The organism is Snodgrassella alvi wkB2, from assembly GCF_000600005.1.
GTDB classification, from domain to species: Bacteria; Pseudomonadota; Gammaproteobacteria; order Burkholderiales; family Neisseriaceae; genus Snodgrassella; species Snodgrassella alvi.
On the sequence record NZ_CP007446.1, the window covers coordinates 609474 to 622145 of the forward strand.

At 34.8% G+C, this 12672-nt stretch carries 11 protein-coding genes and 1 tRNA gene; 6 read left to right on the forward strand and 6 right to left on the reverse strand.

The window, feature by feature from the left end; all coding sequences use genetic code 11:
• Positions 1-471 precede the first annotated feature (471 nt).
• Both pip and serB read right to left on the reverse strand, forming a co-directional pair.
• On the reverse strand, positions 472-1413 hold the full coding sequence (gene pip / locus SALWKB2_RS02850; RefSeq protein ID WP_025330178.1) for a prolyl aminopeptidase: 942 nt from the start codon (positions 1411-1413) through the stop codon (positions 472-474).
• 109 nt (positions 1414-1522) lie between these two features.
• The gene (gene serB / locus SALWKB2_RS02855) at positions 1523-2365 is read right to left on the reverse strand and encodes a phosphoserine phosphatase SerB (RefSeq protein ID WP_025330179.1); all 843 of its coding nucleotides are present in this window, start codon (positions 2363-2365) and stop codon (positions 1523-1525) included.
• Between the two features lie 308 nt (positions 2366-2673).
• Between serB and SALWKB2_RS02860 the strand changes: the two genes are divergently transcribed.
• Entirely contained in the window at positions 2674-4716 is a 2043-nt protein-coding gene (locus SALWKB2_RS02860) for an OPT family oligopeptide transporter (protein WP_025330180.1), read from the forward strand.
• A gap of 804 nt (positions 4717-5520) precedes the next feature.
• On the opposite strand, the gene SALWKB2_RS02865 is transcribed toward SALWKB2_RS02860, so the two are convergent.
• Entirely contained in the window at positions 5521-5844 is a 324-nt protein-coding gene (locus tag SALWKB2_RS02865; RefSeq protein ID WP_025330181.1) for a hypothetical protein, read from the reverse strand.
• Positions 5845-6504: 660 nt separating this feature from the next.
• Positions 6505-6580, reverse strand: a tRNA-Glu gene (locus tag SALWKB2_RS02870).
• Between the two features lie 356 nt (positions 6581-6936).
• Here SALWKB2_RS02870 and SALWKB2_RS12245 point away from each other — a divergent pair.
• The 4 genes from SALWKB2_RS12245 to SALWKB2_RS02885 all read left to right on the forward strand — a co-directional run bounded on the left by SALWKB2_RS12245 (position 6937) and on the right by SALWKB2_RS02885 (position 9339).
• Positions 6937-7113 carry a hypothetical protein gene (locus tag SALWKB2_RS12245; RefSeq protein ID WP_157784989.1) on the forward strand — a complete coding sequence of 59 codons (177 nt, stop codon included), beginning with the start codon at positions 6937-6939 and terminating at the stop codon, positions 7111-7113.
• 47 nt (positions 7114-7160) lie between these two features.
• Positions 7161-7391, forward strand: coding sequence for a hypothetical protein (locus tag SALWKB2_RS02875; RefSeq protein ID WP_025330182.1), 231 nt, complete (start codon positions 7161-7163; stop codon positions 7389-7391).
• 449 nt (positions 7392-7840) lie between these two features.
• Positions 7841-8803 carry a hypothetical protein gene (locus SALWKB2_RS02880; protein WP_144353282.1) on the forward strand — a complete coding sequence of 321 codons (963 nt, stop codon included), beginning with the start codon at positions 7841-7843 and terminating at the stop codon, positions 8801-8803.
• A gap of 2 nt (positions 8804-8805) precedes the next feature.
• Complete coding sequence (locus SALWKB2_RS02885) at positions 8806-9339, forward strand: hypothetical protein (RefSeq protein ID WP_025330184.1); 534 nt, start codon at positions 8806-8808, stop codon at positions 9337-9339.
• A 150-nt stretch (positions 9340-9489) separates the two neighbouring features.
• On the opposite strand, the gene SALWKB2_RS02890 is transcribed toward SALWKB2_RS02885, so the two are convergent.
• Complete coding sequence (locus SALWKB2_RS02890; RefSeq protein WP_025330185.1) at positions 9490-9807, reverse strand: hypothetical protein; 318 nt, start codon at positions 9805-9807, stop codon at positions 9490-9492.
• 354 nt (positions 9808-10161) lie between these two features.
• On the reverse strand, positions 10162-10986 hold the full coding sequence (locus SALWKB2_RS02900; RefSeq protein WP_025330186.1) for an AraC family transcriptional regulator: 825 nt from the start codon (positions 10984-10986) through the stop codon (positions 10162-10164).
• Positions 10987-11186: 200 nt separating this feature from the next.
• Between SALWKB2_RS02900 and SALWKB2_RS02905 the strand changes: the two genes are divergently transcribed.
• Entirely contained in the window at positions 11187-12551 is a 1365-nt protein-coding gene (locus SALWKB2_RS02905; RefSeq protein ID WP_025330187.1) for an MFS transporter, read from the forward strand.
• The last annotated feature ends 121 nt before the right edge of the window (positions 12552-12672 follow it).

Consider the following 12672-nt stretch of genomic DNA (forward strand, 5'->3'; position numbering starts at 1 on the left):
ATAAATCAAGTAATTATGTCAGAATAAATTCCATCACAAATACATAAGATTCTAAAATTAATACTGGTTAAAACACTGGAAATACAGACTGTTTACAGCTGCCTGGCAGCAGAACCGAACGAATTGTTTTAATTTTTGCGGATGATATTTCCAGATTATTAATAACATTCATCCAATCAGAGCGTTTGTATACGATAAGCACAGAATAATTAAGAAATTCGGAATTATCGGTTTTTCTGAGAACAGGCCGGAATCAAGCTCACGGATAGTAAAATGAAAAAATAATGCAAGCCGTAAAAATACTGAAGTTGTTAATAAAGCTGAGCTAATAGCTTAACTTTAAAAGATATTGATACTTTGTTTGAGAAGAAATTAAAATTCTAAATATTTATGCTGATTGAAAAATCATATTTCTGATAATAAAACAGGTCTGAATATATTCAGACCTGAAAGAAATGTCCGGAATAAATGTTATAAACTGGCAAGAGCATCGGTAGCAGCCACCAGAGCAGCCTGATTTGCCGGTTCAAAGCCAGAATGACCGGCTATAGTGACTACCAGTCTGGCATGCGGTAAAGCCCGCTGCAATTCCCATGCGCTTTCAATCGGTGTGCACATATCATAGCGCCCCTGAACAATGACAATCGGAATATCAGCCAGTATCTGAATATTTTCAAGTAAGGCAAATTCGCTTGCCAGCCAGCAGCGATGGACAAAATAATGATTTTCAATCCTTGCAATTGCCAAGGCACGCTGCGGATCATTATATTCGTCTATACCAGCCTGATTATGCTCTAAATGTACAATACTACTTTCCCATTGGGCCCATGCTTTAGCTGCATTGAGCTGAGTTGTTTCATCCGTATAAGGATGGCATAACAACTCATGATAGGCATCTACTAAATTATGCCGTTTATCTTCAGCAATCGGTGCGAGATAATTCTCCCATGCTTCCGGAAAAATATGATTTGCGCCTTGCTGATAAACCCAAGTAATTTCATGTGGCCGGCACAGAAAAATACCGCGCAGTATCAGCTCACTGACTCTTTGCGGATAAGTTTTAGCATAAGCAAGTGCCAGTGAGCTCCCCCATGAACCACCAAATACCTGCCAGCGTTCAATGTGCAGCATCCTGCGAACTTTTTCTAAATCTTCAACCAGATCCCATGTAGTATTGTCGTCGATACAGGCATAGGGCAGGGAACGACCGCATCCACGCTGATCAATAATAATAATGCGGTATTTTTGCGGATTGAAGAAACCGCGGCATGCAGGCGAGGCTCCGGCTCCCGGCCCGCCATGTAAAAAAATAACTGGTTTACCGGCCGGATTGCCGCTTTCTTCCCAGTAAATCTGATGAATTGCAGAAACCTGCAATAATCCGGACTGATATGGTTCAGTTATTGGATACATAAATGTGTTCCTGAAAGCATCTGCAAACTAACTAAATGATTATTATTAAATTATAATTCAATTTGTATCTGGTTTTATCACTGTTTTGCCGGCTGTCTGCGGTTATCAATCAGCGAAACCACTTACGTACGGCGTCCAGACCGCCAAAGCGTATATTAATAGACGTTGCGGCCTGTGTTTTCGGTTTGGCGTGGTAGGCAACTCCAAAACCGGCTGCCTGTAGCATCGGAATATCATTTGCACCGTCACCCATTGCCAGTACCTGCATTGGGTTTAGTCCAAGTTTTTCTCTGAATTGAACCAGTAAATCAGCTTTAGCCTGAGCATCAATAATTCTGCCTGCCAGCTCTCCGTTCAGAACATTATCTTGTATCACCAGCTGATTAGCAAAAGTATAATCAAGCCCGTATTGTTGCTGTAGCCGTTGAGTAAAATAAGTAAATCCACCGGAAACCAGCATGAATTTAACTGCATGTTTCTGACACTGCTGCAACAGCCATTCTGCACCCGGAGAAAGTTTCAGTACATGTTCATAAACCTGTTTTAATTCTTCAACCGGTAAACCCTTCAATAAAGCTACACGCGCCCGTAACGATTGCTCAAAATCAATTTCACCGCGCATTGAGCGTTCGGTGATGGCCGCAACCTGTGCCTGTAATCCCACTCCGGCAGCAATTTCATCCACACATTCAATTGTAATCAAAGTGGAATCCATATCACTAACAATTAATCCTAAGTCTGCAAAACTCTGATCAGGCAAAATAGCAAAATCAATTTTTTGCTCAATCAGCTGAGTCTGTGCTGATTCAGATAATTCGAAATCAACACTAACCGGCAGCCGCAGCACAGAATTATCAAATGTATATTCCGGATTTGACGGCATAATTGCGTTTAAATGGGATAAATCACACAGATGTAAATCCGAATGTTGTAAAACCAGAACAGGAAGCATAACAAATATACAGCCAGAAAAAAAATTCAGTATAGACATCGCCAATAGGCTTGACAACCAACAATTAAAAAGAAAATAAGTACTGAAATCAGAATCCGGAAATTGAGTAAAATTAATCTTATTTAAACTAAGAATAAAAATAAAAAACTTAATTTACATTAAATTCTTTAAACATAAAGAAAAATTACAAATGAGTTTGTACAATGCAACTTTTTGTCCAAAATTGCGGTCGTGAAAGGATAAATAAATATCCAGAAATTTTAGTATTATTGCTATTATTCCAAGTCGCATTTTTATGGAGTTATTACATGCAACACCCCTCAACCACCTCATCGGCGGTCGATCAGTATCGCGAACTTACCGTTCGCGGCATGATCTTAGGTGCATTAATCACAGTAATATTTACTGCATCTAATGTATATCTGGGGCTGAAAGTTGGCCTGACATTCGCTTCATCCATACCTGCTGCCGTAATCTCTATGGCTGTACTCAAATGCTTTAATGGTTCAAATATTCTTGAAAACAATATGGTACAAACACAGGCATCGGCGGCCGGTACCTTGTCTTCAATTATCTTTGTTCTGCCCGGTTTGTTAATGATTGGTTACTGGCAGGGTTTTCCATTCTGGCAGACAACCTTGATATGCGTTGCCGGCGGTATTCTTGGTGTTATTTTCACCATTCCTTTACGCCATGTACTGGTTGTTAATAGTGATTTACCTTATCCGGAAGGTTTAGCCGCTGCTGAAATACTCAAGGCTGGTGACCACAATCAACCACAGGAAAATGATGAAGATTCACCGCAAAGCGGAGTTAAACAGATTGTTACCGGTGGTATTTTATCCGGTATTTTCAGTTTTCTGGCTGGCGGCTTACGCGTAATCAGTGAAAGTGCCAGTTACTGGTTTAAAGTAGGCGGAGCCGTGTTTCAGGTGCCCATGGGCTTTTCACTGGCTTTGTTGGGTGCCGGTTGGCTGGTAGGTATTACCGGTGGTATTGCTGTACTGCTAGGCATGTTTTTTTCATGGGGAATAGCCGTACCATATTTCACCAGTACCACTGCAATGCCTGAAAATGTTTCAATGATGGATTTTGCAATTAAACTTTGGGTAACCAAAGTCCGCTATATTGGCGCCGGAGCCATCGCTGTTGCTGCAATCTGGACATTAATTACCCTTTTCAAACCTATGCTTGAAGGCATGAAACTTTCTTTTCAGGCCTTTGGATCGGATTCACAAACCAGCAAGACACAGGAGCGGGTAAATCAGGATTTATCGCCTAAAACCATGATGCTGATTGTAGTGGCTACTCTGATCATTCTGGTTGCTACCTTTTACAGCTTTATTGCCACTGCGCCGATATCTTTCGGACTGGCCTGTGCTTTGGTTGCGTGTGCCACCATCATGGCCTTCATTATAGGTTTTCTTGTGGCTGCAGCCAGTGGCTATATGGCTGGTCTGATTGGTTCTTCTTCCAGCCCGATATCCAGTATCGGTATTGTTTCAATCATCATTATATCGCTGGTATTCATGGTGATTGGTCAGTCTAGCGGTATTTTCGCACAAGCTGGCGGTAATCAGTTTATGACAGCTTTAGCATTATTTACTGCTTCTGTGGTTATGGCCATTTCCACTATTTCTAATGATAATCTGCAGGATTTGAAAACCGGCCATCTGGTTCAGGCTACCCCGTGGCGCCAGCAAGTAGCACTAATTATTGGCAGCATTGTTGGTGCGATAGTAATCTCACCAGTACTCGAACTGTTGTATAACGCTTATGGTTTTACCGGAGCCTTACCACGTGCCGGAATGGATGCTGCTCAGGCACTGTCAGCACCGCAGGCAACTCTGATGACCACTATTGCCAAAGGGATTTTTTCTCACAATCTGGAATGGGCATACATCAGAGCAGGCGTATTTCTGGGTGTATTCCTGATTGTGCTTGATGTGGTGGTCAAATATCTTCGTCCGGGCTGGAGTGTACCGCCGCTGGCAGTGGGTATGGGTATTTATCTGCCGGCTTCCGTCAATATGCCAATCTTTATCGGAACAGTATTATCCTATTTATGTTTGCGTTATATCAAAAAGCGCCATACTGATCCAGCTATTCAGGAGAAAGAGGTTAAAGCCACAGATCGTCGTGGTACATTACTGGCTGCTGGATTAATAGTCGGTGAAAGTATCGTAGGTGTAGTAATGGCTATGGTAATTGTTGCATCTATTGCTCTGGGTGGCGGCGAATCTCCGCTGGCTTTGAATTTGCAGGGCTGGGATAAAATTGGAGAACTATTAGGTTTACTTCTCTTTATCTCATTTATGGCAATTTTGGTACGGCAAATAATAAAAAAATAACAGTTAAATTAATTAAAACAGCGCATAAAAAGCGCTGTTTTTTTTGTATATCTTCTGAGTTATACAGACTTAAATAAAATAATTCTACAGTATACTTATATGCCATTATACTTAAAAAAATAAAAAAAATAGCTTCAATACTAGCTGTCTCGAAAATATCTAATGTTAATAGAAAACATATAAGTTATTATTGTATAAATATTTTATTAGTATTTTTTTAAATATCCTCATAGAGAATAATTTTTCATGTAATGAATATTATAAAAATGAATACAGTAATAATTGAACACATTGCACAATAAACTGTTATTGCAGATTAATATATCAACTAACTCTGATTTCTAAATTCATTATATTTGTTGTAATAATATCTCTTTTATTATAGTAAATTTTGATATTCACATTATCAGTCTGGAGACTGGGAAATTTTTATTTTCTATTGTTAATGCACAGCGGATGCATTCCGCACCTGGTGCCACGTTGACAGGAGGCTAGCAGGTGAGCAAAGAAGTTACAAGTACCGTGAGTTAGTAGGTTTTATATACTAAAGAAAAAATCAGCTAGGTACTGTGAAGATTAAACTGATTTATGCCGGTAATTTACATATAACAACATTGCAGCGTTTGCATTACCAGATGCTGATCTTTGAGACTGATTCTTGTCTGCGTTATCTGATTGTAATTGCCGGCACAAATTAACAAGTCGAGTTGTCAAAAAACTCAATGAATATTAATATGAGCAATATGTCAGCCGAGTTGTGTTAACGCAATCTCATGTTTGAGTTTTTATATACTACTTAATCTTTTACGCCTTCTTCTTTATAAATGCTGTTGCTAATGCTGTTGCTAATGCAGTGATTGAAATATCTGCGAATTTTCCTGCACGTTTTCCTACAAATTCCATCAATGCTTTTGCACAAGTAGGACAAAGCTCATCATCATAATAGTCTCCTCCAACTGCATAATTTCTACATCCATAGTTTCGGCAAACATAAATGGTTTCTTCACAATTTGGACATTTACACATATCTCTTCTTAAATTATTTTTAACAAAAATTTTTGCTCTGACTTCATGGTCACAATACGGACAAGTACCTATTGGTTTATCCTTTGATGTTTGTTCATTCATAATTGACACCTTATAAATCCATGTTTGGTCTAATTGAATTGCGTTAATAATGAAAACCAATATATTTCTAATCAACTAAAACCTTAATATTTTGCGAACCAAAATAGAGGTTATACAGCTAAAAATAAATCAAATTATTAAATAACTGTAGTTTATTTAAGTATATTATAAATTTAATTTGTTTTAGTAAATTTTTTTATATTAAATAGAGTCAAATATAGTTAATTAATTTCAAATAGAGATGTTCAACATTTATGTTTAAAAAAATTTTGAACAAAAAGAGCGAGTTGAATTAGTTAAGAATGAGCTGAACGATGTAAAGCGTAAACGTGATACGTTAATAAATGCAATTGAGAACAGTTCAGATGAAGTAAGTTCAATTATGAAATAAATATCAAATTAAAAAGAAAGAGAAAGAGCTCTATTAATTGAACAGGAAAAATATCTGCTGAGCCTGTCTTTGTCGAGCCTTCTGGTATTGAAATTGATTCAGCTGTTAAAGCTCTGCGGGATATCATAACAAATATAAAGAATGTACGAAAAATAAGGATTTTATTACAATCATTTATAGAGAGTATTGAAGTATTTGATGATGAAAAAGTTATAAACTATATACCTGAACGGATTGTGAATGCAAAAGCGGTTCATAGTAAGAACGAATGGCACGCCTACAGGGATTCGAACCCCGGTTGCTACCGTGAAAGGGTAGTGTCCTCGGCCTCTAGACGATAGGCGCATGAATATGTGTTAGTGTGTATATGATACTATAACTTGTATAAACATATATCATTTTCACAAGTCTGGAAAGTAATTCTAACAGTTTTAATTATTACAAGAAATATCTCCTTATCAGAATTATTATATTGTCAATTTCGAACTTACTCTCCTTGGTTTTTAAAAGAAAAACTAAATTATGAAAATTTATTTAAATAAATTTCATAAAAATTAGAATCGATTAAAGATATATCTATAATAAATTAATTAAATGTTAAATTAAGTTAAAATATTATATAAATAAATATTTTATGCTATAATATTTTTGTTGTTTAAACAACAAAACAATAATATTATATATTTATAAAGGAGAAATATATGGCTTTTTTTACTGTTACTGCCTCTAATGGATCTAAAGCGCTTATTAACAGCAATATGGTTAATAAAGTAGTTGATTTTGGTAATTGTCGTGCCATTTATCAAGGAAGTGATACTAATAACTTTCAAGTTAGAGAAAGTTTGTCTTATATTTGGGACTATTTAAATAGTAAATAAAAGTTGTATAGGTTAAATTTTATTTTCTTTGAGAAGGAATTCATAAAATGAAAACTGATTTAACATGTATTCTTTTAACATTACTGTTATCTTTTTCATTTAGCAATGCTTTTGCATATAAACCTTCTCAATTTGATAAAATTCGCCTGAAACAAAATTGTAAAAATGAGCAGGAGTCGCCATTTAAAGACTTCGCTGGTACGCCTAGTTGTGATAAGCTGAAAAAAATCGAAATCGATGAAAATCAGCCTACTTACCGGGTAATTCGTGAACAATAAATGAATTTTATCTGAAAAGGTAAGTACAAATGTAGCCTGATTAGGCCAATCAGGCTACGAAGGAAGCTAAAGAATTTTATATTGCTATAAGCTAAATCGAAAGATTGTTTATTTTGATGAAGTTTAAAATTTGAGTAATTGCTTTTTTATATAATATGGAAATAATCTAGTAAAGAAATAGCTTATTCATTCGTTAAAATTTTAATTTTTAAAGTATAAATAATAATAATGTTTTAAATTAGAATTTTTCTAGAATTTTAATATATTAATTAATTAATAATTGTGTTTTTTTAGAGTAATTTTTAAAAATTTTTTGTTTGCGAAGTGTTTTTTTGCATCAAATTTTATCAAATAAATGCATATTCAAAAGATAAATTTACATCTAATTTCTTATTCATATTAAAATAATGCATATTTTTTAATAATTTTAAAATCTCTTAGGAAAATTTATGCAACATTCTGTATCTCCATATCTTATTAGTTGTTATAATTCGAAATATGAAAATAATAATAAACGTCATCTTTTTAGCAATGGACAGGATTGCAAAAGATACATGCCTTTAGATGATTTAATGGGACAAGATCTTCTTAAGCTATTTAATAGATTTTTGTCTTCATTTTTAAAAAAAGATTATGTCATTGAAAATAAAAAAATATTATTCAGAATCGACAAATTGGTGCTTGTTCCTGAAAAACGGGTTATTTATGGATATATTCATAAGGGAGAGTGGGGAATACCTGCCAAAGTTAAGGATTCCAAAGGCGTAAAACAACCTTATGAAATGTCTCATACTGAAGCTCCGATGGTTGCTCATTTCTTTTATTTTTATATACCTCAAGGTAGAGAAGAAGGAATTTGTCTTTTAGAAAATGTCGGAAATTCAGGGATTAAAACTCTATTTTCAGATAGTTTTAATTTTCATTATCAAAAATTACTATCAAATAGAAAATTAAAGTTTGCATCTTTACAATACAGTGAAATATATAGAGTATGGGAAAAAGCTATTGCTAATTCTATTACAATTACAAAATTTCAGGATGTTAAAGATGATGTTGCTGATAAAATACAGAAATTTTTGGGTAATAATGAACAAATTATGAAAATCAAATTAGAAAATAAATTTGCATTAAAGGATTTTCTTTTTGGTAATAAATTTTCAAGTGATATAAACAAATCATCACCAAATCACATGGTAGCATTATGGGAAGAATCTGGGTCAAAGGTAACAGGAGAATTTAGCTTAAATGGAAAAAAGAAAATATTTCGTTTGGGCAATTTAAAAAGTACTAGGTGTCAATTATTAATTGATGAAGATGATGTATCCTTTCTGGATGGAGTTCCTGATCATCATGAACTAGTAAAATTTTGTGAAGATATTGTTGAAGATATAAAAATGCGGATTTATAAATAACTATGGCTAATAAATTGGATGTGAGATGTATTATAAAGGATCATGTTAAAACGTTAGTGGACTGTAAAAATAAACAAAGTCTATGGGATATCCTTTCCTTTTTAGTAATTCCTTTCTTATGTGCATTCTTATGGTCTTTTAAAGGTTGGAAATTATCAGGAGATATGCTAAATATATTTGTTAATATAGGATCTATTTTTACAGCTTTATTCATTAGTGTACTGGTAATGATTTCCGATCAATGTCAGAAGTTAACTGATAAATTAAAAGCGTTACCAGCTGAACACGACGAAACATATCGAGAACTTTTGGATGAGCGGCGTGAATTTATGAAAGAATTATTTATTAACATAACATATATTATCATTATTTCTATTTTTCTTTTAACGTTTTCTTTAATTTACCAATGTTTAAATAATGCAAAATGGTATTCAGAATGGGTGGTGATGCCAATATGTATTTTTTTAATAAGTAATTTATTGTTGACATCATTGATGATTATTAAAAGGACATATGCTTGTTTAAAATTGATCTAAAATATTAAAATAAATATATAAATTTTAAAATATTTTTAAATTATAAATATAGTTATTAAAATTTTTTTCCTTATATTTTAGTTTAATCCGTAATATAGATAGTTTATTATTTTCATATTTTATAATTTTACTACATATAGTAAATATATGTTAATTTGACAATGCCATCAACAATAGACAGTCCCAAGCTACTGTCACAGCTTTTTTGCCCTGCCGGCCGGAAAAGTGTTCACACAGACGTTTCAGGTTTTCTAAAACAATATTATTAAAGGGATTAGTAATGCTAATAGAGTTTGTGTCTAGGGTTAAATCAATAATACTGCGTTCAGGACTATAGAGAACGGCATTATCCGGCAGATTACAAATAAAAATAGTCTGCAAAGTATGATCACCGCAAATAGGTAATACTGCCGCCGCATCAGTATTAAATTGCTGCGGGATACGACACTGGCGTTCACGTGCCAGCAAGTTTACACTTTGAATTTACGAATAAAGTCCCACAAAAAAACGCCTTAGACCATTGAAACCCAATTTATTGGCTGTTCTCCAAAACATCTATGAATCTTGTCAATGAATTTTATGCAAGAAGAGTTAGCTGATGGCCGGCGCTGCCCATTATTTAATGTGATTGATGATTTTAATCCAGAAGGTTTAACTATAGAAGCGAACTTATCTTTGCCCACAGAGCAGGTCATATAGTCGATAAATCAGGTCGTTGAATGGAGAGGGCAACTTAAATTGTTACGCTGTGATAATAAGCCCGAGTATATTAGCGAAAAACTCGCTACATGGTTAAAAAATAAGGTTTATGTTGTGTTGTATTTAACCAGGCAATGTAGTGTGAGTGAAGTCTTGATATGAAAGACGGTTTCTCATGGCTTTTTGGTAGTTTCCCGGTGTGATCCCGAAATTTCGTCGGAAAATAGAAATAAACCCGCTAATATTGTCATAACCTAAATATAAAGATATTTCTGTGACAGGTTTTCCGGCAGCAAGCAATTCTAATGCTTTTAACATGCGCAGTTTCTGACGCCATTCTGTGAAATTAAATCCGGTTTCATTTGTAAACCGACGTGTTAATGAGCGTCGGGAAATGCCAGCCCATATGCCCCAGTCGTTAATTTTTCTATCATCACCAGGATTATCACACAAAGCTAAAGCGATTTTTAACAGACGCATATCTTTTGGCATTGGAAGTGCTAGCTCAACTTGAGGCATTGTTCTAATCTCATCAAGGATTACGGCAATTAATCGCTTCTGTTCCGGTTCCAGTTCTGAATTATGCCATGACATGGTTCGTGTAATTGCTTCACGCAGTAAGTCAGATAATTCTAAAACGCATGGTTTGACAGGTAGTTTAGTACAGGCGTTTTTTTGTATATAGATGCTCCATCCTTCGAATGGTCCATGTGATCCAAGAAGACTATGCTGTACATTCGGAGGTATCCAGACACCATGAGTTGCGGGCACTACCCATTGACAATTTTCTGCTTCAATTGAAATTAAACCTTGTAATGTGCCGAGTAATTGTCCTCTCGCATGACCATGGCGTTGTGTCACTCTTTGTGAAGAGTGGCTGACTGTCGATATGATCATTGGTTCGCTATCAGAAGAAGCGATCTGTGGAGAAATGAGCGGAGTATTCATTTATATGGCCCCGATGGGATATTTTGTGGCTTAAATTGGTTAGTAAAACTCTATTCTACTGTCTATCCTGAAGCCTCTTAATTGTATTGAAGATAACAAGTTAGCAATAAATAGATAAGTTGTAGATATGCAAAATAATAGTTTTTTATACAAATTTATTGGTTATTTTCAAATTTATTAATCTCTAGAGAGAGTTTGACATGGCACATTCAGTTGAGCTGACGGTCGCAGAAAGAAAGTTAGTGTTTGCTATGACGCTATCTAGTATATTGCCATTACTGGATAGCAGCGTTGTTAATGTTATTTTATCCTCAATTTCGAATGACATTAATGCCTCTTATGCTTATATACAATGGGCTGTTACTGTATATATGCTGGCCTGTTCTACGGGTATATTACTATCTCCTTATATACATGAAAATTTTGGACTCAAGAAAGCATGGATATGCTCAATTTTTGTTTTTCTTGTAGGTTCTATATTAGTTGGATTTTCATATAATCTGGTGTCTTTGATTCTGTTTAGATGTCTGCAAGGTTTTGGTGCAGGAATATTAATTCCAATTACTCAATCCACAATAGCGACTTATTTTGGTAAGGAAGGACTAAAGCCGGTTATGGCATTGATTGCTATTCCGTCAGTCTTTGCCCCTGCACTAGGACCAGTTTTTGGAGCAATCATATCAGAACAGTTAAATTGGAGAATAGCTTTTTTTATCAATATACCTTTAGTGCTTTTGGCTTTTTTCTTTGGCTGGACGAAAATACCTGATATTAAAACGTCTAAATACAATATGAATATTTATGTATTTTTGACATTTTTAATTTCTTTAATTCTATTTTTTATCTCTATTAAAAATATCGCATCTGGGCATTTTTTTGATATTTCTAATATTATTATGCTGGTTTTAGGTATTGGTTTGATGATGGTTTCGCTTATTATTAATAACAAGTCAGACAGTAAACTGATCGATTTAAGTGCATTTAATAGCTCTAAATACTCAATGTCAATAATGATGGGGTTTCTGACATCGCTTATCTTTTTTGGTTTTATGATTTTTTTTCCTTTAATACAAGCAATAAAGGATAATGTATCTATTACATATATTGGTATGCTGCTTGCCCTGCAAGGTGTAGGTGCCTGGTTGGCTAGAAAATTTATTTATAAATCTCTAAGTGAGATAAATTCATTTCTAATTATTGGTGTAGGATTAATAATATCAGCAATCAGTATATTAATTATTCAAGTTGGTGGGAACGCCTCTGAAATCATCGGTTTTACTGTCCGAGGCTCCGGATTAGGCATCGCCACGATTGCTGTTCTCTCTTCTCCATTCGAGTTTTGTGATAAAAATCAAATCAAGGACACGAGTGCTGTCACGCGTGTTGTACAGCAGATTGGCGGTGCATTTGGGGGAGTATTATCAGGAATACTTATCTACCTGACGCAAGCTCAATTAATTTCAGTAAACAATGCTTACCATGTAATGTTTTTTGTATCTCTTGTATTTGGTGTTATTGCTGTTATTGCCTATATTTTCTTTGGTCGAGTGAATAAAATCGCCTAACATAAAATTTGGTTCGTTTATATAAATTTTGGGCGCCGATTAACAAGCCTGTTGCTGAGAGAATAGTGCGAACATTAGCTAAAAGCCCCACCATCTCACAAACAAATCTCAGTTAATATTA

Excerpts from the sequence above, each read along its gene's own strand:
- pip (WP_025330178.1), bottom strand. The coding sequence starts at position 1,413 with ATGTATCCAATAACTGAACCATATCAGTCCGGATTATTGCAGGTTTCT.
- SALWKB2_RS02865 (WP_025330181.1), bottom strand. The coding sequence starts at position 5,844 with ATGAATGAACAAACATCAAAGGATAAACCAATAGGTACTTGTCCGTAT.
- SALWKB2_RS12245 (WP_157784989.1), top strand. The coding sequence starts at position 6,937 with ATGGCTTTTTTTACTGTTACTGCCTCTAATGGATCTAAAGCGCTTATT.
- SALWKB2_RS02905 (WP_025330187.1), top strand. The coding sequence starts at position 11,187 with ATGGCACATTCAGTTGAGCTGACGGTCGCAGAAAGAAAGTTAGTGTTT.
- SALWKB2_RS02875 (WP_025330182.1), top strand. The coding sequence starts at position 7,161 with ATGAAAACTGATTTAACATGTATTCTTTTAACATTACTGTTATCTTTT.
- SALWKB2_RS02880 (WP_144353282.1), top strand. The coding sequence starts at position 7,841 with ATGCAACATTCTGTATCTCCATATCTTATTAGTTGTTATAATTCGAAA.
- SALWKB2_RS02900 (WP_025330186.1), bottom strand. The coding sequence starts at position 10,986 with ATGAATACTCCGCTCATTTCTCCACAGATCGCTTCTTCTGATAGCGAA.
- SALWKB2_RS02860 (WP_025330180.1), top strand. The coding sequence starts at position 2,674 with ATGCAACACCCCTCAACCACCTCATCGGCGGTCGATCAGTATCGCGAA.
- serB (WP_025330179.1), bottom strand. The coding sequence starts at position 2,365 with ATGCTTCCTGTTCTGGTTTTACAACATTCGGATTTACATCTGTGTGAT.
- SALWKB2_RS02885 (WP_025330184.1), top strand. The coding sequence starts at position 8,806 with ATGGCTAATAAATTGGATGTGAGATGTATTATAAAGGATCATGTTAAA.